This is a genomic window from Streptomyces sp. NPDC050619, from assembly GCF_040654815.1.
GTDB lineage: Bacteria > Actinomycetota > Actinomycetes > Streptomycetales > Streptomycetaceae > Streptomyces.
The window spans coordinates 88,841-113,135 of record NZ_JBFAIR010000018.1 but is presented as its reverse complement, the minus strand read 5'-3'; the positions used below and the strand labels follow the sequence as shown (position 1 = coordinate 113,135).

General features: G+C 70.1%; 17 protein-coding genes. 6 read left to right on the top strand and 11 right to left on the bottom strand.

Annotation, left to right across the window (positions count from 1 at the left end):
* The first annotated feature begins 1 nt into the window (after nt 1).
* A complete protein-coding gene (locus AB0I77_RS27905; protein ID WP_363285450.1) occupies nt 2-847 on the top strand; it encodes an endonuclease/exonuclease/phosphatase family protein in 846 nt (281 codons plus the stop codon).
* A gap of 8 nt (nt 848-855) precedes the next feature.
* Here the strand turns inward: AB0I77_RS27905 and AB0I77_RS27900 are convergent, their stop codons facing one another.
* Nucleotides 856-2,319, bottom strand: a complete 1,464-nt coding sequence (locus tag AB0I77_RS27900) for a CehA/McbA family metallohydrolase (protein ID WP_363285449.1) — start codon at nt 2,317-2,319, stop codon at nt 856-858.
* A gap of 65 nt (nt 2,320-2,384) precedes the next feature.
* On the opposite strand from AB0I77_RS27900, the gene AB0I77_RS27895 reads away from it, so the two are divergent.
* From AB0I77_RS27895 to AB0I77_RS27885, 3 genes are all read left to right on the top strand, one after another.
* Nucleotides 2,385-3,236, top strand: coding sequence for an LLM class F420-dependent oxidoreductase (locus AB0I77_RS27895; RefSeq protein ID WP_363285448.1), 852 nt, complete (start codon nt 2,385-2,387; stop codon nt 3,234-3,236).
* 142 nt (nt 3,237-3,378) lie between these two features.
* The gene (locus AB0I77_RS27890; protein WP_363285447.1) at nt 3,379-5,964 is read left to right on the top strand and encodes a bifunctional FO biosynthesis protein CofGH; all 2,586 of its coding nucleotides are present in this window, start codon (nt 3,379-3,381) and stop codon (nt 5,962-5,964) included.
* Nucleotides 5,965-6,044: 80 nt separating this feature from the next.
* Nucleotides 6,045-6,614, top strand: a complete 570-nt coding sequence (locus AB0I77_RS27885; RefSeq protein WP_363285446.1) for a hypothetical protein — start codon at nt 6,045-6,047, stop codon at nt 6,612-6,614.
* Between the two features lie 26 nt (nt 6,615-6,640).
* Here the strand turns inward: AB0I77_RS27885 and AB0I77_RS27880 are convergent, their stop codons facing one another.
* Nucleotides 6,641-7,153: a DUF2165 domain-containing protein gene (locus tag AB0I77_RS27880; protein WP_363285445.1), complete on the bottom strand. Its 513-nt coding sequence runs from the start codon at nt 7,151-7,153 to the stop codon at nt 6,641-6,643.
* 503 nt (nt 7,154-7,656) lie between these two features.
* Here AB0I77_RS27880 and AB0I77_RS27875 point away from each other — a divergent pair.
* Nucleotides 7,657-8,775 (top strand): ADP-ribosylglycohydrolase family protein, encoded by a 1,119-nt coding sequence (locus AB0I77_RS27875; protein WP_363285444.1) that lies wholly within the window; start codon nt 7,657-7,659, stop codon nt 8,773-8,775.
* Between the two features lie 28 nt (nt 8,776-8,803).
* Here the strand turns inward: AB0I77_RS27875 and AB0I77_RS27870 are convergent, their stop codons facing one another.
* The 6 genes from AB0I77_RS27870 to AB0I77_RS27845 all read right to left on the bottom strand — a co-directional run bounded on the left by AB0I77_RS27870 (nt 8,804) and on the right by AB0I77_RS27845 (nt 17,278).
* Nucleotides 8,804-11,332 (bottom strand): hypothetical protein, encoded by a 2,529-nt coding sequence (locus tag AB0I77_RS27870; RefSeq protein WP_363285443.1) that lies wholly within the window; start codon nt 11,330-11,332, stop codon nt 8,804-8,806.
* 162 nt (nt 11,333-11,494) lie between these two features.
* Nucleotides 11,495-13,069: a sodium:solute symporter family protein gene (locus AB0I77_RS27865; RefSeq protein ID WP_363285442.1), complete on the bottom strand. Its 1,575-nt coding sequence runs from the start codon at nt 13,067-13,069 to the stop codon at nt 11,495-11,497.
* Nucleotides 13,070-13,241: 172 nt separating this feature from the next.
* The gene (locus tag AB0I77_RS27860) at nt 13,242-14,027 is read right to left on the bottom strand and encodes an SDR family oxidoreductase (protein WP_363285441.1); all 786 of its coding nucleotides are present in this window, start codon (nt 14,025-14,027) and stop codon (nt 13,242-13,244) included.
* 189 nt (nt 14,028-14,216) lie between these two features.
* The gene (locus tag AB0I77_RS27855; RefSeq protein WP_363285440.1) at nt 14,217-15,056 is read right to left on the bottom strand and encodes a serine protease; all 840 of its coding nucleotides are present in this window, start codon (nt 15,054-15,056) and stop codon (nt 14,217-14,219) included.
* 24 nt (nt 15,057-15,080) lie between these two features.
* Nucleotides 15,081-15,953 (bottom strand): hypothetical protein, encoded by an 873-nt coding sequence (locus AB0I77_RS27850; protein ID WP_363285439.1) that lies wholly within the window; start codon nt 15,951-15,953, stop codon nt 15,081-15,083.
* Between the two features lie 353 nt (nt 15,954-16,306).
* On the bottom strand, nt 16,307-17,278 hold the full coding sequence (locus AB0I77_RS27845; protein ID WP_363285438.1) for a D-alanyl-D-alanine carboxypeptidase family protein: 972 nt from the start codon (nt 17,276-17,278) through the stop codon (nt 16,307-16,309).
* A 203-nt stretch (nt 17,279-17,481) separates the two neighbouring features.
* On the opposite strand from AB0I77_RS27845, the gene AB0I77_RS27840 reads away from it, so the two are divergent.
* A complete protein-coding gene (locus AB0I77_RS27840) occupies nt 17,482-18,282 on the top strand; it encodes a GNAT family N-acetyltransferase (RefSeq protein ID WP_363285437.1) in 801 nt (266 codons plus the stop codon).
* 68 nt (nt 18,283-18,350) lie between these two features.
* Here the strand turns inward: AB0I77_RS27840 and AB0I77_RS27835 are convergent, their stop codons facing one another.
* The 3 genes from AB0I77_RS27835 to AB0I77_RS27825 all read right to left on the bottom strand — a co-directional run.
* Nucleotides 18,351-19,208 carry a hypothetical protein gene (locus AB0I77_RS27835; protein ID WP_363285436.1) on the bottom strand — a complete coding sequence of 286 codons (858 nt, stop codon included), beginning with the start codon at nt 19,206-19,208 and terminating at the stop codon, nt 18,351-18,353.
* A gap of 44 nt (nt 19,209-19,252) precedes the next feature.
* Entirely contained in the window at nt 19,253-21,184 is a 1,932-nt protein-coding gene (locus AB0I77_RS27830) for an MFS transporter (protein WP_363285435.1), read from the bottom strand.
* A 213-nt stretch (nt 21,185-21,397) separates the two neighbouring features.
* The coding region (locus tag AB0I77_RS27825) for a D-alanyl-D-alanine carboxypeptidase (RefSeq protein WP_363285434.1) at nt 21,398-24,295 on the bottom strand (2,898 nt) is incomplete at its 5' end.

The window sequence follows — 24,295 nt, the reverse complement described above, 5'->3', positions numbered from 1 at the left end:
GATGCGAGTCATGACCTGGAACCTGTGGTGGCGCTTCGGCCCCTGGGAAACGCGCCGCAAGGCGATCCTCGACGCGCTGCGGGAACTGCGCCCCGATGTCGTCGGGTTGCAGGAGGTGTGGGCCGACGGCCACGAGAACCTCGCCGAATGGCTCGCCGGGGAACTCGGCCTGTACTGGACCTGGGCCCCCTCCCACGCCCCCGAACGCTGGCAGCGGCGGCTCACGGAACCCTTCGCCGCCACGGTGGAAATAGGCAACGCCGTACTCAGCCGGTGGCCCGTCGTCGCCCGCGAGGTGCTGCCGTTGCCCGCCCCGGCCGACATGGACGACGGCCGCCTCGCCCTCTACGCCCGCCTGGCCGCCCCCGCGTACGAGGTGCCCTTCTTCACCACCCACCTCACCTCGGCCACCCATGCGTCGGCCGTGCGCTGCCAGCAGGTCACCGCGCTCGCGGAGTTCGTCGCGCGGCACCGCGGCGACACCCCGTTCCCGCCGGTCGTCACAGGGGACTTCAACGCGTGGCCGGACTCCGACGAGATCCGTCTGTTCGGCGGCTACAAGACGGCCCCCGCCGTGCCCCGCCAGGTCCTTCTCGACGCCTGGGAGTACGCCGACCCGGCCGCGCCGTCCGCCACCTGGGACCCGGCGAACCCGTACGTCGCGCCCAGCGGGTCGTCGAGGGTGCGGATCGACTACGTCCACGTGGGGCCGCCCGGGCGCGGCGGACTCGGGCGAGTGCGGGATGCCCGGCGGGCGGGTGACGGCCCGGTGGAGGGCGTATGGCCCTCGGACCACGCGGCCGTCGTCGCCGACCTGACATCCGAGACCGAAGCCGCTCTCCTCTAGCAACTCGCCTACGCCCGCCCCAGGAAGATCGGATTCGTGAACGCCGCCAGCGCCCCCGGCAGCGGCCCCACCGCCGTCTCGTGCCGCAACTCCGTCCGTACGTATGCCGCGTACGACGGCGTCGTACGCCACTCCACGATCCCCGCCCCGGCCACCGGCAACGGCGCGCTGGTGAACAGCACCCCCTGGTCGGTGACGAAGCGGACCACGCAGCGGGGTGCTCCGGTGGCCTCCAGGCGGACGGTCACCGGAGCGTCCCCGGCCGCCACCTCCAACCGCTCACCGATGCCCGCGTGTTCGCCCTCGCCGCCGGTCGCCGTGAAGGCCAGGGAGACGTTCTTCGACTCGGCGACGTACGAACGCCCCGCCCGGATGCCCTCCTGGATGGCCTCCCGGCTCAGGTCCTCGGCGAGGACGACCGTCTGCGGGTGCCCGACCACGTCCGGGGCCCGGTGCGCGTCGCTGTTGCCCATCGCCGGGAGCCAGGAAACGGAGCGCGAGCGCACCCCCGCCACCAGCCCCCCGTCCCACTCCGCCAGCGCCACCTCGTCGTCGGGCGTGAAGGGCCCGTTCCACACCTCCACCGCGTCCGCCTCGCCGAAGCCGAACTTCCAGTTGCAGCCGATGCAGGTGGCGTGCGGGTGGGCCGGGACGACCAGGCCGCCGGAGCGGCGGATCTGGCGGGCGTACTCGCCGAAGCGGTTGTCGCGGGCCCGGTAGCGCCAGTCGACGAAGGTCCCGGGGTCGGTGCCGAGGGCCACCACGTGGCCGTTGCGCGTCGTGACCTCTTCCCCCAGCATGACCAGCAGGTCGTCACCGGCCACGTCCGCCCAATGGGCATGGGAGGCATGGGTGTTGTGCTCCGACGTGTTGATGAAGTCCAGGCCCGCCGCCCGCGCCAGCGCCGCGATCTCGGCGGGGGTACGGCGGCCGTCCGAGTACCAGGAGTGGAGGTGGCAGTCGCCCCGGTACCAGGCCCGGCCCCTGCCCTTCGCACGGGCGGGCGGGTACACCGGAGGAGGCACCGCGACCCCCTGCTCGCCGTACGTCAGCGTGATCGTGATCTCGTACGACAGCCCCTGCGGGGACACCGTGTACGGGCCGAGCGCGATGTGCCAGGTGCCCTCGCGCACCGGGCCCGGGAGGTAGCCCGGCGTCGCGTCGTCCGCGCGGAGGAAGAACTCCGTGCGCGCCCCGCCCGACCAGCCCCGGAAGCCCCGGCCGCCCAGCTCCGTGCCGCGCTCGTCGAAGATGCCGATGTCGAGGGCGTTGCCCACGGTGCCGGCCGGGACGGACGGCCGGTCGTAGGTGTACGCGACCTTGATCTCCCGTACGCCGGACGGGACTTCGACGGGTACGTACACGAAGTCGGGAGAGCCGGTGGGCAGCGTGCCGCGCACCGTCTTCGTTTCCTGTGCAGCGGGGCTCACGCTTCCCACGGTAGGTGCGGCGTCGGCTCCCGTCACGAACATGGGCGGCAGTGAAATCCCGACCAGTCGGTATGGACAGGTGCGCACAAACCCGGTACAGATGGCCCATGCGCATCTCCGTCACGATCTTCCTCACCGATGAGACGATCGCCCCGCCCCGGCTCGCCCGTGAGCTGGAGCAGCGAGGGTTCGCCGGGCTGTACCTGCCCGAGCACACGCACATCCCCGTCGAGCGGACCTCCCCGTACCCGGGCGGCGGCGAGCTGCCGCCCGAGTACGGCCGTACCCTCGACCCCTTCGTCGCGCTCGGCCAGGCGGCGGCGGTGACCGAGCGGCTGGGGCTCGGCACGGGCATCACACTCGTCGCCCAGCACGATCCGATCGACCTCGCCAAGCAGATCGCGACCCTCGATCACCTCTCCGGCGGGCGGTTCACCCTCGGCCTCGGCTTCGGCTGGAACGTGGAGGAAGCCGCCGACCACGGCGTGGACTGGCGTACGCGACGCGAGCTCGTCCGGGACCGGATGGCGCTGATGCGTGCCCTGTGGAGCGAGGCGCCGACCGCGCACGCGGGCGAGTTCGGGAGCGTACGGGCCAGCTTCGCCTATCCCAAACCCGCACAGATGCCGCGCGGTCCGGTCGTCGGTCCGCGCACGCTCGTCGGCGGGGCCGCCGGCCCGAAGCTGTTCGCGCACATCTGCGAGTACGCCGACGGCTGGCTGCCCATCGGCGGACGCGGGCTCGGCGAGTCCCTGCCCCGGCTGCGTGCCGCCTGGGCCGAGGCGGGCCGCGATCCGGGCGCCCTCCAGGTCGTCCCGTACGCCGTCCATCCGACCCCGGGCAAGCTCGCGCACTACGCGGAGCTGGGTATCGAGGAGGTCGTGGCGCAGTTGCCGACGGCGGGGGAGGCGGAGGTACTGAAGACGCTTGACGGCTATGCCCCTTATGTCTCCCCGTAAGTCTCCCCTCATATCTCCCCTCATGTCTCCCCTCGTATCTCCCCTCATGTCTCCGAGCGGCATGGCACCGTGTAACGACCGCTCCCGGAGATGAATCGGCCGCACTTGTCCGTACTGATCACCCCGCTCGTATGCTCGAAGGATGACGACCTCCGCGACCCCCGGAACCGGCCCCACCGACAACTCCATGCGTCGCGCCCTCAAACGCGCCCGGGACGGCGTCGCCCTCGACGTCTCCGAGGCGGCGGTGCTGCTCCAGGCCCGGGGCGAGCAGCTCGACGACCTCGCCGCGTCCGCCGCCCGGGTGCGGGACGCGGGCCTGGAGGCCGCGGGCCGCGCCGGCGTCATCACGTACTCGAAGAGCGTCTTCATCCCCCTCACCCGGCTGTGCCGGGACAAATGCCACTACTGCACCTTCGTCACGGTCCCCGGCAAGCTGCGCCGGGAGGGCCACGGGATGTTCATGTCCCCGGACGAGGTGCTCGACGTGGCCCGCCGAGGCGCCGCCCTCGGCTGCAAGGAAGCCCTGATCACCCTCGGCGACAAGCCCGAGGAGCGGTGGCCCGAGGCGCGCGAGTGGCTCGACGCGCACGGCTACGACGACACCATCGCCTACGTCCGCGCCATCTCCATCCGGATCCTGGAGGAGACGGGTCTGCTGCCCCACCTCAACCCGGGCGTACTGACCTGGACCGACTTCCAGCGGCTCAAGCCGGTCGCGCCCAGCATGGGCATGATGCTGGAGACCACGGCCGCCAGGCTCTGGTCCGAGCCCGGCGGGCCGCACTACGGCTCCCCGGACAAGGAGCCCGCCGTACGCCTGCGGGTGCTGGAGGACGCGGGCCGTTCCTCCGTCCCCTTCACCTCCGGGATCCTGATCGGGATCGGCGAGACGTACGAGGAGCGCGCGGAGTCGTTGTTCGCGCTGCGGAAGGTGTCCCGGGCCTATCACTCCATCCAGGAGCTGATCATCCAGAACTTCCGCGCCAAGCCCGACACCGCGATGCGCGGCATGCCGGACGCGGAACTGGACGAACTGGTCGCCACGGTGGCCGTCGCCCGGCACATCATGGGGCCGAGCGCCTGCCTCCAGGCCCCGCCGAATCTCGTCGACAGCGAGTACGAGCGGCTGATCGGAGCCGGGATCGACGACTGGGGAGGCGTCTCCCCGCTCACCATCGACCACGTCAACCCGGAACGCCCCTGGCCGCAGATCGAGGAGCTGTCCGAAAGGTCGGCCGCGGCCGGTTTCGAGATGAAAGAACGTCTCTGCGTCTACCCCGAGTTCGTCCAGCGCGGCGAGCCCTGGCTGGACCCGCGGCTGCGACCGCATGTACGGGCGCTGGCGGACCCGGAGACAGGGCTGGCGCTTCCCGATGCCGTCGTCGAGGGCCACCCCTGGCAGGAGCCGGACGAGGCTTTCGAGTCGACCGGCCGTACGGACCTGCACCGCACCATCGACACCGAGGGCCGTACGTCCGACCGCCGCGACGACTTCGACGAGGTGTACGGCGACTGGGGCGCCCTGCGCGAGGCGGCGGCGCCCGGCATGGTGCCGGAGCGCATCGACACGGACGTACGGCAGGCACTCGCGACGGCGGCCGACGACCCCACCCGCCTCACCGACGCCGAGGCCCTCGCCCTGCTGCACGCGGACGGCCCGGCGCTGGACGCGCTGACGGGCATCGCCGACGACGTGCGCAAGTCGATGGTCGGCGACGACGTCACGTATATCGTCACGCGGAACATCAACTTCACCAACGTCTGCTACACCGGCTGCCGCTTCTGCGCCTTCGCGCAACGCCGCACGGACGCCGACGCGTACACCCTGTCCCTGGACCAGGTCGCCGACCGCGCCCAACAGGCCTGGGAGGTGGGCGCGGTGGAGGTCTGCATGCAGGGCGGCATCCACCCGGACCTGCCCGGCACGGCGTACTTCGACATCGCGAAGGCGGTGAAGGCGCGGGTGCCGGGGATGCACGTGCACGCCTTCTCGCCCATGGAGGTCGTGAACGGCGCGACGCGCACGGGCATGTCCATCCGCGAGTGGCTCACGGCCGCCAAGGAGGCCGGCCTCGACTCCATCCCCGGCACGGCCGCCGAGATCCTCGACGACGAGGTCCGCTGGATCCTGACGAAGGGCAAGCTGCCGACGGCGACATGGATCGAGGTGGTCTCGACGGCGCACGAGCTGGGAATCCGGTCGTCCTCGACGATGATGTACGGGCATGTGGACCAGCCGAGGCACTGGCTGGGCCACCTGCGCACACTGGCCGGCATCCAGGAACGGACAGGCGGCTTCACGGAGTTCGTCACGCTCCCCTTCATCCACACGAACGCGCCGGTGTACCTGGCGGGGATCGCCCGCCCCGGCCCGTCCATGCGGGACAACCGAGCGGTGACGGCGATGGCCCGCCTGCTCCTCCACCCCCACATCCCCAACATCCAGACCAGCTGGGTGAAGCTGGGCACGGAGGGCGCGGCCGAGATGCTGCGCTCGGGCGCGAACGACCTCGGCGGCACGCTGATGGAGGAGACGATCTCCCGGATGGCGGGCTCCTCCTACGGCTCCTACAAGTCGGTCAAGGACCTGATCGCGGTGGCGGAGACGGCCGGACGACCGTCGAAGCCGCGCACCACGCTGTACGGGGAGGTGCCGGAGGAGCGACAGCGGGCGGCGGCCGTCTCGGACGGGCATCTGCCGGAGCTGTTGCCGGTGCTGGACTGAGACGAAGGCCCGAGCGGTTCACAGTACGATGATCTGACCCCTGGTGAAGGGGTCTGTAGCTTCTGTAGCTGAGGAGATGCGTGCCCGTGCCTGCCCGACGGCTTCCCTCGTGGGTCTGGGTGACCGGCCTGACGGCGGGCGCGGTCGCGGCGGTCGTCGTCCTGGGCATGCGGGCGGACCAGGGGCCGCACCCCACCGCCACGGCCGCCCGGCCGAGCGCGTCGGCGTCCGCGAGCGCGCAGCCCACGCCCACGAAGTCCGCCGCACCGGCCGCCGTGCCGGACGGCTCCGGCACCGGGCGGCGCGTCGTCTACTCCCTCGGGCAGAAGCGGGTGTGGCTGGTCGACGCGAGCGACGCCGCCCGCCGCACCATCGCGGTGTGGCCGGGCACGGTGAGCCCGGACCCCGGGACCTACACGATCTCCCAGCGCACGGACGCCACCACGGGCACCGACGGCGTGCAGATCGAGCACATCATGTACTTCACCGCCAAGTCCGGCCTGTCGATCGCCTTCTCCAACGCCGTGGACGGCTCGTCGCCCCCGCCCGCCTCGGGCATCCAGACCAGCGGCATCCGCATGGGCAAGGCGGACGGGAACGCGCTGTGGACGTTCGGCGAGACGGGGACGACGGTCGTGGTGGTCAAGTAGGCGCGGTGGTCAGGTAGTTGTGGTCGTCAGCTGCTCGAGTCGGTCTGCTTCATGGGCAGGTGTACGGCGACCAGGACCACCCCACTGAACAGGAACGCCCGCGTCGCCGCGTCCAGCCCGTTCCAGTCCCCCGACTGCCACATGGCGAACCACTCACCACCGATCGCGATGAACCCGGCCCCGAACAGCAGCATGACCATGAGCAGGCCGTAGGTGGAGAAACGGCGGGCACGGGCGGGGTCGCGCCGGGCCCACAGCCAGGTCCCGTAGACGAGGACGAGGGCGGCGACGGTCTCCCACACGATGATGGCGACGTACGCCGCGTCCTGAAGTCCCTTGCTGGTGATGGCTCTCCACATGAGGTCGTCGTCCTTGAACGTCGTATCCATGGCGAGAACGTGCTGCACGAACTGCTGATTGGTGCCGAAGTCGGTGATGTTCCCGAAGGCGACGAGGAGCATATAGAGGGCGACGGTGGCGGTGAGGAGGGTGGCGGTGAGGGGGAGGGCGCGTGGGGCCCGTGGGGTTGTAGTGGCCATGGCGGCCATTTTCCCTGATCTGGGCGAACGAGCCGTGTTCCGCGCGAAGTTGAGGAACGCCGCTGCCGGGCTGGATCGGTGAACAATGCGCAAATTAGCTGTGTGTGCCCGTAATTCGACCGTGACGTGACCCACAGCCGTGAGGTAATGTTCAGGTAAAGATGAGTACGCAATCGGCAAAGGAGGCCACGGTGTTCGATCTCCGGGCAGAGGTAGAAATGAGGCTGCACTCAGACAAGCTGGCCAGGGAACTCGCCCTGGCGAAGCAGCGTGAAGAAGGCGGCGAGGAGAGCATCGTGGACGAGTCCACGCCTCCTCTGACGCCCAGCCACGACTGAGGCTCAGCCCCCCGTCGCGAACGCGACGAACTCGGCACAGGCGCCGTCCGCGAACGCGAGACGTGCGCCTTCGTTGTTTTTGGAGCCGCGTCCCTGAACCCACCGTCCCCGTTCGATTACAGTTCTGAGCTGTCGTACGTACGGACGGTGCCGTGGGAGGTCTTGGTGAGTGCGCCAGCCGGGGCCGTCTGGGGGCGGGCCGAGCAGCAGGACTTTCGTAGTCGAGTGCGGGGGACGTTGCTCGGCGGGGCCGTTGGCGACGCGCTGGGGTCGCCCGTCGACTCGCTCGGGCTGGACGAGATCCGGGAGACGTACGGGGCCGAGGGGCTCGTCGATCTCGGGTTCGGGTACGGGCGGCGCGGGGCCGTCAGTCATCTCACCCAGCTCACCTTGTTCAGCGTGGACGGGCTGATACGCGCCCAGGTCCGCCGGGACACCGGCGCCTGGCATCCGCCCACCGATCTGCACCGGGCGTACCGCCGCTGGGCCGCCACCCAGCACGACTGGGGGCCCGACGAGCGGCGGAAGGACGACGGGTGGCTTGCCCGGGAGGAGTGGCTCTACGCCCGGCGGGATCCCGCCCGGTCCCTGCTCCTCGGGTTCGGTGACGACAACATGGGCACGCTGGAGTCGCCCAAGAACCCCACCGAGCTCGGGCCCGAGGCCACCGCCCGTTCCGCGCCCTTCGGGCTGCTCGTCGGCTGGGAGCCTCAGCTGGTCGTCCAGCTCGCCGTGGAGTGTGCCGCGCAGACCCACGGCCACCCCATCGCCTACCTGTCGGCGGGCGCGTACGCCGTGATCGTGCACGGTCTGGCCCGCGGCGAGAGCCTCGACGGGGCCGTGCAGCGGGCGCTCTCGCTGCTCGGCGCCAGGCCCGGGCATCGTCCCGTGTCCGATGCGTTGCAGCACGCGCTGGGTGCCGTACGGCAGGGGAGACCCACCCCGGCGCGAGTGGAGGAGCTGGCGGCGGACGGCTCGGCGGACGGGCTGCTGGCGGCCTCCGTGTACTGCGCGCTGGTGGGGGAGGACGTACGGCACGGGCTGTGTCTCGCCGTGAACCACGACGGGCCGTCGGCGGCTGCCGGTGCCCTGACCGGCGGGCTCCTCGGTGCCCTGCACGGCGAGACGGCCCTCCCCCCGGCCTGGCTGGCCGAGCTGGAGGGCCGCCCCACACTGCTGGAACTGGCCGACGACTTCGCGATGGAGATGACCCAGGGGCCCGCGCTGCACGGGCCGGCGGGGTCGTCCCCGGGATGGCTGGCCAGATACCCGAGAGGTGCCTAGCCGATCAGTACACCGCCGATCAGTACACCTACGGCAGCGACGCCCCCGCCGACCACAGCCCCCGCCCATGCGTGGCCACCAGCAACCGCCCCCCGTCCGCCGAGACGTCCAGGGACATGATCCCGGCGTTGGGCAGGGCCCCGCCGAGCCGGTACCAGGTGTAGCCGCCGTCGGTGGTGCGCGCGGCGGCGAAGACGCCGACGTCCGTGCCGACGACCACGTGGCCGTGCCAGAGGGTGAGGGCCCCGACCGGCGCGTCCGGCAGGTCGCCCGTGCGGTCCGTCCAGGTGGTGCCGCCGTCGGTGCTCTCGAAGACGTGGCCCTCGCCCGCGCCGGAGACGTACGAGCGGGTGAAGCCGCCGTACGTCGCCCAGACGTGATCGGCGTTGTGCGGGTCGGTGGTGAGTGAGGTGACGTACCGGTTCGGCAGCGGCGCGGTGAGCCGGTGCCAGGTGCCGCCCGCGTTGGTGTCGATGCCGCTGGCGTACTGGTCGCCGGTCCAGTTCTCCCAGCCCGCGTACGTCACGGAGCCCGTGACGCCGAGGGCGGTGATGGAGTGGTTCTCGCCGGTGTCGTGGACGGACCGCCAGTCGCAGGAGGTGGCGGTGCAGCGGGTGTCCCAGCCCTTGCCGCCGTTGTCCCACACGAACCGGCCGCCCGCGACCCAGTGGTTCAGGTCGCCGGTGTCGGAGGTGTAGGGGGCGATGAACTCGGGGGTCGGGTCGCAGCCCTTGAGGTCGGGGTTCCAGTCGCAGGCGGGGGAGATGTTCGTGAAGGAGATCGAGTTCTCCGTGCCGTCGGAGCGGCCGCCGTTGGTGGTCAGCTTCATGTCGAGGGTGACGTACTCGTACACGGCCCGGTCGGCGTTCGACGGGTCGACGAGGACGTGGCCGCCGTCGCCGCCCGCGGGCTCGTAGAGCTGATGCGCGCCCGGCAGGCTCAGCACGGTGCCGTTGTCCTGGGTGCCGCCCCAGGTGGACAGGCCGCCGGTGGCCGGATCGCGGCCGTAGGCGGCGTCGTAGTACTGGAGGGTGCGCAGGTCCTGGTTGAGGTTGGTCCAGCCCTTGGAGGGCAGCGCGGGGTCCGGGCGCAGGGTCGCGGAGCGTTCGTAGACGCCGCCGTCGTTGCCGAAGTAGACCCGGTGGTCGGGGCCGAAGGCTATGGCGTGCTGGTCGGCGTGGGTGGTCATCGGGCAGCCGCCCGCGACCTGGCCCTCGGTGTAGCACTTCAGGCCGAAGTTCCAGTACGGGCCGATGGTCGCCCAGGTCTTTCCGGCGTCCCAGCTCTCGAAGACCTCGGAGAAGCCCGCGTACACGTGGTCCGGGTCGGCGGGGTCCACGGCGACGTACTGGTTGTACCAGGCGGCGCCGGCCGGGTCGCCGTTCTGCGCGCCCGCCGCCTTGAGGACGTCTTCGTCGGCGACCGTCGTCCAGGGACCGGTCACGTCGCCGGTGGCCGAGCGGTACACCGCCCCCTCGTCGCTGCCGCCCGAGGCGTCGCCGACGAGGGCGAACAGCTCCTGGCCGTCGGCCGAGTAGGAGAAGGTCGACCGGCCGGGGGTGATGCCCGCCAGGTCGCCGGTCGGGGTGACCTTGTGCCAGGTGCCGGGCTTTCCGTGGTCGTCGGACGCGTAGATGCCGTTCGCGTCGCCGGCGGCGTAGAACTTGCGGGCTATCACGGCCGTCACCTGCCGACCGCCCGTTCCGGGGCGTACGGCGACGTCGGTGGCCGCCGAGGCCCAGCGGGTGTCCGGGTCGCCGGGGGCGAGGGCGACCGTCCAGTCGGCGGCGATGTCGTCGGCGGAGCGGCGCAGGACGCCCTCGTTGGTGGCCGCGAAGACGTTCCCCTGGCCGTCGAAGGTGATCCGGGCGACGATGCTGCCGTCGATCCGCTTGCCCACCTGCTTCCAGGTGCGGCCCTTGTCGGTGGAGCGGTAGATGCCGAGGCCGGTGTAGGAGTCGCCGGCGTTGCTGGGCTCGCCGGTGCCGATCCACAGGGAGTGGTCGGCGGGGTTCACGGCGAGGGCGCCCATGGAGAGGGTCTGCTGGTGGTCGGACAGGGGCCGCCAGTGCCGTCCGTCGTCGTCGGAGCGCCACAGGCCGCCGCCGGCGGCACCCTGGTACACCGTGTGCCCGTCGACGGCGAGTGAGGCTACGCGGCCGCCGTTCAGTCCGAATCCCTGGCCGAAGTTCGAGGAGACGGGGTCGGCGTACTGCTTGTCCTCCGGCTGGAGCGGGGCGTTCGTGACCTCGGACCACCGGGTCGGTACGGTCCGCAGCCGACCGGCTTGGGCACGGGCGTCGACCAGCGCGCCGGGGCCGACCGCGTCGCCGGGGGCCGCCTTCATGCGGGCCTGCTGGGCGAAGGCGGCGGTCGGGTCGTCCCGGTCCTCACCGCCGTCGTCGTCACCGTCGCCGTCGTCGTTCGCGACCAGGGCGCCGGCCACGGTGTCGGCGGTGGGGCTGACCGGACCGGGTCTGGGGTGGTCGTGGGCGGTGGCGGGCGACGCCGCGTCGGCGCGGCCCGCCACCAGGATCAGGGCACAGGCGGCAACCATGGCCGCCCGTACTCCCATTGGGGGGTGGGAGAGGTTCATACCACCTGATCAGACAGCGGTTTCTTGAACTTTTCAGCGATCAGGTGGCAATGACCCGGCAAAGCTCACCCCCATTTTGGATCAAGGGAGTTGAGAGCACCTCAGCTTTGACGCGGGCGGGCGTCAGTCCTTCACCGGCGCCCCCACCACACCGTCCATCGGATCCGCCGGCGTGGGGATCGCCGCCGCGGTCGTTCCGTCGTCGTCCGTGTTGATCCGCTCGATGATCGCGAGCCGCTCCGGGGTGTCCTCCGGCTTCAGGAAACCGATGAGGATGTACAGGATCAGCGATACGGCCAGCGGGATCGACACCTGGTACTGGAGCGGGACACCGCCGTCGACGTTCCAGTTGATCGGGTAGTTGACCAGCCAGAAGGCGAACAGGCCCATGGACCAGCTGACGAGTGCGGCCGTGGGGCCGGAGCGGCGGAACGGGCGCAGCAGGCCCAGCATCATCGGGATCGCCATCGGGCCCATCAGTCCGGCCACCCACTTGATCACGACCGTGATGATGTCCTTGAAGGCGGGGGAGTTGACCTGCGTTGCCGCCGCCATGGACAGGCCGAGGAAGACGACCGTCGCGATCCGGGCCGCGATCAGGCCCGTCCGCTCGGTCCAGGCCCGCGCCCGCGCCGAGATCACGGGCGCGCAGTCCCGGGTGAAGACGGCCGCGATGGCGTTCGCGTCCGAGGAGCACATGGCCATCGTGTGGGAGAAGAAACCGACGATGACCAGGCCCAACAGGCCGTGCGGGAGGAGCTGTTCGGTCATCAGGCCGTAGGAGTCCGAGCCGTCCGGCTTCTGCGACTCCACCAGCAGCGGCGACATCCACATGGGGTAGAAGAGGACCAGGGGCCAGACCAGCCAGAGGATGGCCGACAGCCGCGCCGAGCGCTCGGCCTCGCGCGCGCTGGACGTGGCCATGTAGCGCTGGGCCTGGTTGAGCATGCCGCCGTTGTACTCGAACAGCTTGATGAAGAGGAAGGCGAGCAGGAAGACCGTGCCGTACGGGCCTACCAGCGGCTCCTCGTGGCCCCGCAGCGCCGGCTCGTCCCACGCTCCGAGGAACCCGATGTTCTTGTCGCTGAGTTCCATCACCACGGCGACGAACATCGCGACTCCGGCCAGGAGCTGGATGACGAACTGGCCCAACTCGGTCAGCGCGTCCGCCCACAGGCCGCCGATGGTGCAGTAGATCGCCGTGATGGTGCCGGTGATGAGGATGCCCTGGTTGAGCGAGATACCGGTGAATACCGACAACAGGGTCGCGATGGCGGCCCACTTCGCGCCCACGTCCACGATCTTCAGCAGCATGCCGGACCAGGCCAGGGCCTGCTGGGTCTTCAGGTCGTAACGGTTCTTCAGGTATTCGAGAGGGGAGGCCACGTGGAGCCGGGAACGCAGCCGGTTGATGCGCGGGGCGAACAGCTTCGAGCCGATGGCGATGCCGAGCGCGATCGGGAAGGACCAGGTCACGAAGGAGGTCACGCCGTAGGTGTAGGCGATGCCCGCGTACCCGGTGAACATCACCGCGCTGTAGCCCGACATGTGGTGGGAGATGCCGGACAGCCACCACGGCATCTTGCCGCCGGCGGTGAAGAAGTCGCTGACGTTGTCCACGCGCTTGTGCGACCAGAAGCCGATCGCCACCATCACGCCGAAGTAGCCGATGAGTACGGCCCAGTCGAGACTGTTCATGAGCCCCCTTCCAGGGTCCGCCGCCAGGGTCAGGCATGTGAACTCTGGGTTGGGGGGAAGGCTCAGGGCAAGCAAGAGGAAGGTCAAGAGGGGGTAAAATAGTTCGGGATGATGGCCTGCGTTTGTGTATGTGAACGTCAGTAGGCCCTTGATTTGGCTGAAAAGGATCAGGTCAGCGCATCAGCTCTCCCGCGTTGACCAAGAGCGACTGCCCGGTGATCGCCCGCGCCCGGTCCGAGGCCAGGAACACCGCCGCGTCCGCCACATCCCCGTCCGAGGCCAGCTCGGGCAGCGCCATCCGGCCGCTCAGCCGCTCCAGCACCTCGCCCTGCGGCACACCCTCCGTCTGCGCGGTGAACTGCACGTACGCCTGCACCGGCGGGCCCCACATCCAGCCGGGCAGCACGGTGTTGACGCGGATCCGGTACGGCCCCAGCTCCCGCGCCAGCGAGTACATCGCGCTGGTAAGCGCCCCCTTCGAGGCCGCGTACGCCGCCTGCCGCACCTGCGAGGGAGCGGCCACCGCCGACTGGGTCCCGATGAACACCACCGAACCGCCACTCACTTTCAGACCCGGCAGGCACGCCCGCGTCATCCGCAACGAGCCCAGCAGATTCACGTCGATCACCGACTGCCAGGTCGCGAAGTCGGCGTCTTCGAGCCCGCCGAAGTAGCTGTCCCAGGCGGCCACATGAACGACGGCGTCGATCCGGCCGAACCGCTCCCGCGCCAGCTCCGCCAGCGCCTCGCACTGCCCCTCGTCGGTGATGTCGGTCGCCCGGTACGCCGTGTGCGCCCCGTCCGGATCGATGCCGGCGGCGCTCTTCGCGAGGTTCACCTCCGTGCGAGCGCCGAGGACGGCGTTACCCCCGTCCCGTACGACGGCTGCCGCGACCTGGTGGCCGAGCCCGGGGCCGACTCCTGACACGACGACGGTCCTGCCTGAGAGCAATGACATCGATGGCCTCCCTGGCGCTGGCAGCATTACCTGACGGGGCGTCAGAGTATGGGCGAGTCGTCGAGGAAGAGGAAGAGGGAGAGCTTCCGGCCGGGGTGTTCATCCTGCCGGCCGGAGCGTTCCTGCCGACCATGGACTTCTTCATCACCAACGCGGCGCTGCACCAGGGGGCCGCGAACTCGGTTGTCACTAGTTGGGCAGGGCCGCCAAGTCACCCGCGAACGTCGACACCTTGGTGTAGACACCGGGATTGCCCGGCTCAGCGCATCCTTCTCCCCAGGAGACGATGCCCGCCAGGAGCTCTTCCTTCCCGTCCGAGACGAGCAGCGGCCCGCCTGCGTCGTGCTTGCACGCGTCGACGCCGCCCTCCGGCTTTCCGGCGCAGATCATCTTCCCGGACTTGTAGTCGCCCTGGTAGGCGGCAGCGCAGGCGGAGTTGGGGAGGACATCGACGTTCGCTTCCCGCAGTTCGCCCGTGGTTTCGTCCTGCTCTTCGGACGTGGTGCCCCAGCCGAGGATGCGGGCCTCGGTACCGGCCTTGTACTTGAAGCCCGACGGCACCCACTTGACCGTCTTGTAGTCGCTGGGCAGTGGCTCGGAGAGATGGAGCACGGCAATGTCGTTGGTGGGCACGTTCGCGTTCTTGCCCTTGTTGTCGTAGTAGCTGTAGTCGCTGTAGGTCTGAGGGAACCACCAACCGTCGGGCGTCACTTTGATGCCCTGCTTCTCGTCGAGTGCGTTGGTACGCCCGGCGATCACCTCCGCGCTCTCCGGCCGGTCCGCGTGCATGAGGCAGGAAGCACCGGTGGCGACCTGCGTCCGCGATATCGCCGTACCGGCGCAGAACTTGTTCCCGTCGTACCGGATCATCACCAGAAACGAATTCTTGTCGATCCGGGTGGGCGTGCCGCCGACGATGGCCTGCGCAGACGTAGCGGCGACGACCGCGGCACCGGCGACCCCGGCCACCGCGAAACCAATTCTCGTCGCCTTCTTCTTTTTGGACACTGTGCGCTTGTGCTTGAGCATGGACAGGGAAATCCTCAGAGAGAGTTACAGCGAGTGGAAGAACGTGTCCGTCACATCGACGGAAACGTCGTTCAAAGGCACGGTGACTTCGAAGAGTGCCGGCCTCGCGTAGAAGCACTTCGCCTCGGCGGCGCACTGCTTCGTGTCACGGTACGGGGTCCGTTCGAGGCGGCTCAGCCCCAGTGAGACATCGCGGATCAGGCCGCTGCCGAGGTTGCCGGGGCAGAAGTCGATCGAATCGCGCACGGTCAGGGTGAGCCTGTGCACGTTGAGAGTGGCCTTGGGTTTCCCGTTTGAGATCTTCACGGCCAGTGAGTACTTTCCGGTGATCTCCCGGTTGTCCGGGACAAAGGTCTGGTCGGCGAGTTCTACGCCGCTGAGACCGCCCGCCATGAATCCGGGAGTCGTCTCCAGGTCGCTCCAGGCAATCGGTACATCCGCCCCCAGGCCCGCCTGCCCGAGGTCGTACTCCACCCCCGGCACCGTGAACCTGGTGGCGAGCTTGCTCTTGAGGCTGCCGACGATCCCGCTGACGGCCTTCTTCGTCTCGTCGGCGTTCCGGAACTCAGCAAGGACGTTCTTGCCGCCGACCTCGGTACGCGTATGCGTGACCGGACCGGGAGTGAGATAGGCGTCGTAGAGTTTTTGGGCTTCCGGCAGGTCGAAGATGCTGGTCCACAGCCCGATCACCTCCTTACCGGTGTCGGCGGCGTTCTTCGCGTCCGCCTTCTTGGCGAAGGCCGTGCACTGTGCCGGATCCTGCTTCGGGAAAGAAGCCGCGGAATCCGTGGCCGCGGCCCGTACCGGTGCCGCGTTCGCAGTCGTGCTTGCCGCGCCGACGAGCAAACTCGCGGCTATCAGGGAGAGCGCACCCTGCAGTCTTCTGTTGTTCTTCATCGAAGGCTTTCTTTAGTGACCATTGGTCAGATGGTTAACCGTGCCCCTGTCGGAAGGCCGACCAGAGCATCCCCCGGATCGCTGAAGCCTGCGCGATCGTATGTAGTAGTACACCTTCAATATCGATGACTCCGTGGAGATCATGTGTGGACTCCGCCGGGTTCCTGCCGAACTTTCCCTACCGGACCGTCGGGTAATTTGCTGCATTCATTCGGATGCTCACCGGTGCAGCGGCCGGGCGCTCAGAGCCGGGCGGACATTACCGCCCCATCAGCAGCTGGACCCGCTTCAGCGTCCAGCGCGTACCACATGACGCTGAACGGAGGGCGTAGGGCCCCTCGTCATATCCCGGCTCAGCCGAAGTACGCCTTCTCGTTCACGTGGAACATGTAGTCGCGCCAGTTCGCCTTGATGTACGTGAACCGCGTCGGGTCGTAGCTCCACAGCTTGTCCAGCGAGTCGGCGATCACGTCCTGGTTCCCACGGACGAAGTCCAGAACCGCCTCCGAGACCGGTGCGTACGACCAGTGCCAGCGCTCCTCGCTGATCGCCGGCTTCGTCTTGGTGGACTCCGCCGTGTACGTCTGGAGGAAGCCGTAGTGGGCCGCGTTCGCACGCAGCCACTTGTAGTTGGCGGCCTCCGGGCCGTCGTCTGCCCAGTCCTGGGGCGTGGTGTCGAAGAAGTCCGCGTCGGAGCCCAGGTGGTGGCGAGAGACACCGGGCGCCGTCGACGTGCGGAGTATCTCGATCTGGCGTTCCTCGGAGGTCAGGGCCGTCCACACCGCGCGGTGGGAGTCCTTGTCCGGGTCCCACTGGGGGTCCGAGCCCAACTGGGTGGAGTACTTGGCGCGCACCTCGTCGGTGATGATGCCGAAGGTTCCGGCGCCGCCCGAACCGGTGCGCAGGAACTCGTACTTGCGGTCCCATATCGTGCGCTGCGTCGCGGCGGTGCGCACCCAGGAGACGAGGACCGCGTCGCGGGCGGTGTCCCTGTCGGCCGCCGCGGCGTCGGCCAGGGCGTTGACCTGGGTGTCCATCTCCGTCTTGATCTTGTCGGGGGCGGACCCCGTGCCGGTGATCCAGGCGGCGACGGCCGTCGGGTCGGCGCCGTTCAGGATCCTCGCGAGGGCCTGCTTGCGGCGGTTGATGCCCCACTGCGAGCGGAAAGTCCGCGGCGGTGCGACCGGGTCCGCGGCGAGGGCTATCCGGCCGATCCCGGCCGCACCGACCGCGGCCGCGCCGGCCGTGACCAGTCCGAGGAACCGGCGTCGGCTGGGTGTCCTGCGACGGTGGGCGGGGGCTGTCTTGTCGTGCGTTGCGTGCATGGTTTCCCGTTCTTGCCACCGGCTCTTTGCGCCAGTGGTTGGCTGATTTTCACACGGTTCAGCTCAGGTTCGATGAGAGAAATGTCGTCGAACTCCGACTGAAATTGTGCGAGTTCGGCAAAGACCTGCCCTCCGCTGCACCAGGACCCGCCCCCTGCCCGGGCCTATACAGTGCTAGCCCGACTCTGACCCCAGGGGGAGCAGTGACCGACCTCAACGAAGCGATCGAATCCGTGGAGCAACTCACCGTCGGTTGGCGGGCCATGGTGCTCGACCGGGACCCGCACTCCGACGTGCGGGACCTCGCAGGCATCGCCGTGCGGTGGGCGGACTGCGAGTTCGCCTTCTGGAACTGCCTCACATTGACCGAGGTCCACGCCGATGCCCGGCTCGTCGAGCAACGCGTGGGGCAGGCCGCGGAGATCATGCGACAGAAGAGCCGTCCCGGCTTCCTGTGGATCTTCGACGACCTCCTCGGCGAGGAGGCTCGCACCACACTCGGCGCGATGACCGAGCGCGCGGGTCTCGAGTACGCCTTCCCCGGCACCGGTATGGCAGGCGATCTGCTCCCCCTCCCCGAGCCGGTCCATCCCGAGCTGACCTTCGTGCGCGTCACGACCGACGAACAGCTCGAGGCCTACGCGGATCTGAACTCGCGCGCCTACGGTTTCCCCCTCGAAGCCGGGCGGGACGGGATCGGCGGCTCCGAGTTGTGGAAGAGGGAGGTGCACGCCTACCTGGGTATGCGCGACGGTCTCCCGGTGACGTGCGCCGCCACGGTGGAGGCGGTGGGGCGGCTGTTCGTCGTGCTCGTCGCGACCGCCCCGGAGTGGGAGCGACGAGGCTACGGGGAGGCGGTGACACGGAAGGCGCTGTACGAGGGCGGCAGGGCGACCGGACTGACCCGCGCCACGCTGCACGCGACCGCCGCCGGATCCCCGGTGTATCCGCGCATCGGCTTCGTCCCGAACACGCCGATGCGCTTCTTCGCCCTGAAGGGGTGAGCTGAACCCTCGTCAGCGCCCCGGGCTACGCCGCCACCGGGTCACCGGCGCGACAGTCCCTGGAGGCCTCACCGCAGCTCGTTCACGTACTGGTCCGTCCCGGGCACTGTCGGTATGAACGGAGCGACGAACTGCACGGCGCCCAGCCCCGAAGCCTCCACCGCCGTGTCCAGGTCCGCGAAGTGCTCCCGCCAATGGGCCCGGGGATCGTCCTGGAGGAACCACAACAGGGTCAGCCGGGTCCCGACCCCCTCGACCTGTTTGACGTAGGTCATCCGGTCCAGGGGCAGCGGCGTCGGCGTGAAGACGGTCACCATGGCCGCGGGCGAGCCGGCCAGCCGTTTCGGCAGGTGGTCGTCGCACAGCCACGCGAGCAGGTGCTCGCGCCTGCCGGGGGAGGCGACATCGATGACCTGGACGACGAGCCCGGTGTAGGGGTGGTCGAGGGCGTGGATGTCACGCGGGCCCTGGTCGCCGTCGCGGTAGACCGTCGCCGTGTGGTCCTGGAACGCGGTGAAAATGTGCGTGCGGTCCTGGAAGACACGGTGATCGCGGTTGAGGCGCTTGTTGATGCCGACGGTCCACCGCATGTGGTCGGCGTAGCGGCCGGCCGTCATCCAGTACGTGGATATGTAGCACCCTGCCGTCACCGGCTGCGCGACGGAGGACGTCCGGGGGTAGCGCAGGAGTTGCAGGTCCCGCGTGGCGACCCAGCGGCGGCCCGCGTACATCCACGGCATGGCCATCGCGCCGGCGATGAAGTGGTCGTCTTCGTACCAGCGATTGTACTGGCGTTCGTGGCCGGGGTGCGGCTCGACCATGGTGATCAGGGCGTGTCCGAGGTCGGCTCCGTAGGGGCCGACGGCGGCCAGTTCCGCGTACGTGCGGCTGTGGGTTTCGTCTGCGTGCGTCGCATCCTCTGTCATGCGTCCGGTTTACCTGACTGAGCGTCAGATTTGGAGAGGGTGGGTCACTTCAGCTCATCGGGACAGGGCGTCCCCCGCGGCACCGTATAAGGCGCCGCCAGCCGATACGTCCCCGCATGTGGAGCGATCAGCATCGTCCACTGGTCCCCGTCCGCGTCCTCCTCCGTCTCCATCAGGCAGCCGTTGACGTTGTCGTACGTCCTCGGCGTGCCGTCGGCCCGTTCCTCGGAGGCCTTCGTCTCCTGGGGCGGCTTCAGCTTGTTGCCCTTGGCGTCGACGATGCTCAGCCACGGCGAGTACGGGATGCGGATGAGGATGCGGCCCGCCTTCTTCACGTCCATCGTCAGCTCGCCCTGCGCGGCGCGGTCGACGACGGCGTTCGGCTCGGCGAGCGGCGCCGGGTCGGTCACCCGGAACAGCTGCCAGTTGGCGTCGCCCCAGATCTGCTTCAGATACGGCATGCCCCGCTGCACCAGCTGCCGCTCCCGCTCGCCGCCGTCGCCGTCCGGCTCGTCCTTCGGCAGCACGACGAAGTGCACGGCCCAGCGCCCGAGCCACTCGTGGTAGTTCGCCGAGTTGAGCGTGTCGTCGTAGAAGAGGGGGTTGCGCTCCATGTCGGCCTGGCGGTTCCAGCCGCGGGCCAGATTGACGTACGGGGCGAGCGCGGAGGCCTCGCGGTGGGAGCGGGCGGGCACGACCTCCACGCGGCCCTTCTCGGCGCCGACCTCCTGGAGTTCGTTGACCAGCGGCGCCAGCTCGCGCGCCCAGGAGGCCGCGGGGGTGGTGTGGACGACGTCGTCGACCGACTTGAATCCGATCCAGGTGACGAACCCGACGAAGGTCACCACGATCACGTACCACTTGCGCGAGCGCGGCACCGTGAACGGCAGCGCGGCCATCAGCACCACACCGGCGAACAGCATCGGCAGCCGCGTGATGTTGGAACCGATCTGGGAGCTGATCAGCCACACCAGCAGCACACCCAGGCCGTACACGGCGGACGTGATCCGTACGGTCTTCCACTCGCGCGGTACGACGGCGAAGACGATGACCGAGTACGCCAGCGGCAGGGTCGCGGACCCGAACGACATCGGCTGGGTGCCGGAGAAGGGGAACAGCCAGGCCGAGACCGCGACGACCGCCGCCGGGGCCAGCCCCAGCGCCCACGCGCCCGGCCGCCGCTTCTGGAGGAACAGCGCGACCGCCACCAGTCCCACGAACAGGCCGGCGACCGGCGACGCCATCGTGGCGAGCGCGGCCAGCGGGGCCGCGCACAGCGCCTTCGCCCACCGCTTGTAACGCCAGCGGTACGGCCAGCAGAACACGACGGCGACCCCGCCCAGCGCGAACATCGTGCCCAGGCCGAAGGTCACGCGTCCCGACGCCGCGTTGCACAGGAAGGCGAAGACCCCCGCCAGCGCGGGCCACAGGGGGTCCCTGACCGGCCGGCTGCGCACGAGGACCAGCGTCAGCAGAGTCGCGGAGATGGTCCCCGCGATCATCATCGTCGTACGGACGCCGAGGACCGACATCAGATACGGCGACACCATGCTGTACGACACCGGGTGCATACCGCCGTACCAGGCCAGGTTGTACGCCGAGTCCGGATGCCGGCCGACGAACTCCGCCCACGCGTCCTGCGCCGCGAGGTCGCCGCCGCTGTTCGCGAACGTGAAGAACCAGACGACGTGCAGCACGCCGGACACGAGGGTGACGGAGAGGACCGGGTGACGCCGGATCCGCTCGCGCAGGGTGGCGGTCGCGGTGGTGAGGGCGGTGGTGAGGGCGGCGAATCTGGATGCCGCGGGGGTGTCCGGAGCGTCTGGGGTGCCTGGAGCGTCTGGGGTGTCCGGGGTGTGGTCGTCTTCAGCGCGTCTGCCGGGGTCGTCACCGGTGGACGTGGGCGGCCGTATTCGCGGGCCGGTTCCCGGGCCCGGATCGGTCTCGTCTGCGCGTGTCGGCTCCGCAGTGGCCACCTGAAGGCACTCCCCGTGGTGTCCCGTCTTTTATTCTCGGCCGCGTTCCGTTCTCCGCGCGTTCTCGGCCGTGTTCTCTTCGGTTCGGCGACCGCGTCCCGTCAGCGGCTACTGCCCCGATTCGTGACGCTAGCACGCACTCCGCCCACCGGAACCGGCGCGGTTCGGTCGGCGGAGTGCGCGTCTCGTACTTCACGGGTACTTCGGGCCGGATCAGCCGAGGCGTGTCAGCTTGTCCGAGAAGCCCGGTTCGACGAGGTCCCGCTGGAGGGCGACGGGAACCTTGACCGCGCTGCCGGAGCCGTCGCCCACGGTGAGCGAGCCCACCTGGGTGCCGGCCTTGGCCGTGTGCGGCAGGTCGTTCGCAGCGAACGTCAGCTTGACGGTCAGGCCCTCCCAGCCGACGGCCGTGACGTCCTTCGTGGTCACGACCGGCGTCTGCCCGCCGAGGCCGTCGTCGACGTATCCGACGACGTCCCCCTTCTTGAGGATCGTCGCGGACTCCAGCGCGCCCTGCGCGGCCCGGATCAGCTTGTCGCCCGCGTCGAGCGCGGCGCCCAGGATCGTGTTGTCCGGGCCGCCCGCGGGCTGGCGCACCACCGCGCCGACGATGGTCCGCGTCTCACCGCCGACCTCCTTCTTCGCCGCGAAGACGAGGTTGCCGAGCGCCGAGGTGGTGGTGCCGGTCTTGATGCCGACGACGTTGTTGCTGCCGACCAGGTGATTCCAGTTGGAGTGGTTGACGCCCTTGTAGTCGTCGTACGACATCATCGCGGCGACCTCCCGGAAGGCGGGCTCCTTCATCGCCGCCTTGGCCAGCTTCACCTGGTCCACGGCGGTGCTGACGGTCGTGTTGTTGAGCCCCGAGGGGTCGGTGTACGTGGTGTTGCTCATGCCGAGGTCGTCGGCCGCGTCGTTCATCTTCGCCACGAACGCCTTCTCGGACCCCGCGTCCCAGCGGGCGAGGAGGCGTGCCACGTTGTTCGCGGACGCGATCAGGATGCTCTCCAGGGCCTCGCGCTGGGAGATGGAGTCACCGGCGGTCACGTTGACGGTCGACTCCTGGCCGGCGTCCGACTGGTCCTGGGCCGCCTGATCGATCTTGATCTTCGGGCCGGCGGCACCGCTCTTCAGCGGGTGGTCGCGCAGGACGAGGTACGCCGTCATGACCTTGGCCACACTGGCGATCGGGACGGGCTTCTGCGCGCCCGACGAGCCGAACGTGCCGATGCCCTGCACATCCAGCGCGGCCTGTCCGTCGGCCGGCCACGGGACGTCGAGCTTGCTGCCCTCGAAGGAGTAGCTGTCCTTGGCGGTGAGCTCGAGGGACGGGGTCGGCAGCGGGCGCACGGCCTGCACGATCGCAAAGACGACCGCGAGCAGCAGGACCAGCGGGGTCCAGATCTTGACCCGGCGGACGATCGTGCGGACCGGGGTGTCCGGGGGCGGCGGCGTGTTCGTCAGCTCGGCCAGCAGATCCAGCGGCGGCTTCGGCGGCAACGGCTGCTGAGTCGTGCGCTCGGGCCCGACCTGCGGAATCGCGGACGTGCCCTCGGGGTCGGCCTTCGGCTTCCGCGTCGAGGGCTCGTCCAACGGCTTGAGCGCGACGAACTTGCTGGTGCGCTCGGCCGGGGACTCGGCGTTGGGCTTGCCGGCCGTATCGGCCTTGTCGGCCGTGTCGGCCGTGCCGGGCTTGCCTTTTTTGTCGGCCTCGGCCGCCTTGCCCGCGTCGCCGAGCTTCAGCATGGTCGTCGGCTGATCCACGGCGGGCGCGGAGGGGCGCGGCGCCTTGAAGACGGCGGTGGGTTGGTCTACGCGGGGCTTTTCGGTGGGGGTGTCGGGGCTGTCGGGGGTGTGGTCGGCCTTTGCCTTGGGGGTCCTGGCGGCGCCGGAGCCGGAGACCCTGGGGTCGTTGCTGACCTTCGGATCGGCGGCGGCCTTGGCGGTGCCGGGGGTCTTTGCGTCCGCGTCGGTCGCGGCCGCCTTGGGGGTGTCGGTGGCCCGGTCCGAGTCGGTCTTCGCCTCGGGCCCGGTCTCGGCATCCGAGTCAGCACCGGCATCGGCCTTGGGCCCGGCCTTGGCTCCGGACGTGGGCTCGGCGTTGGCGTCGTCCGTCGGGGCTGTCTTGTCGGGGATCCCGGACCCGGCCTTGGTTCCTGCGGTGCCAGTGTCGGAGGTCGCCGCCGCCGCGGCGTCGTCGGCGTCTGCCGCCTCCGCGCCCCCCTCGGTCTCGGCACCGCGCTGCGGCGTCTCTACGGCGTCCCTCGGCCCGTCCTCCGGCTCCTCGTCCGCCGAGGACACCCATGCGGCCACGACGTCCCGCAGCCGGGCGTCTCCCGGCGCAGCGGCCTCGTCGGCGGAGCCCGCAGCGTCGGAGGAGACCCCCGTGCCGACCTCCGCCCCGGCGCCCGTGTCGCCGCCCCTGAGCCCTCCGTCGCCGGTGTCCGCGCCCTCGGACTCCCCGAGGCCGGTCTTCCCGTCCCCAGGCTCCCCAGCGCCCGCCTGAGCGGCGTCCCTGGCCTTCCCAGAGTCGGCCTGCGCGCCGTCCCCGGCCTTCCTGGGGCTGCGCTTCGTCGCGTCCGCGGTCTTCCCGGCGTCAGCCTGCCCGAAGCGCTCCGCGTCCCTCCGCGTAGCGTCTCCGGCCTTCCCCGCGTCAGCGCGCGCTGCGCTCTCGGGGTTCCCGGTGTCAGTCGTCCCGGTGTCCCCGGTCGTCCGGGTGCCGGCCCGTCCGGACCGCCCCACGCTCCCGGCCTCCACCTGCACCGAGCCCTCGGCCTCCCCGGCGTCAGCCTGGCGCGCGCCTGCGGCCGTCGCGGTGCCAGCCTGCCCCGCGTCCGCGCCCGCCCCGGTGTCAGCTTGCCCGGAGCGCTCCGCATCAGCCTGCGTCGCGTTCTCGGCCTCCTCGGCGTCGGCCCGCCCGGACCGCCTCGCGCTCCCGGCCTCCGCCTGCACCGAGCCCTCGGTCTCCCCGGTGTCAGCCTGCCCGGAGCGCTCCGCGTCATCCCGCGTCGCGTCCTCGGCCTCCTCGGCGTCGGCCCGCCCGGACCGCCTCGCGCTCCCGGCCTCCGCCTGCACCGAGCCCTCGGTCTCCCCGGTGTCAGCCTGCCCGGT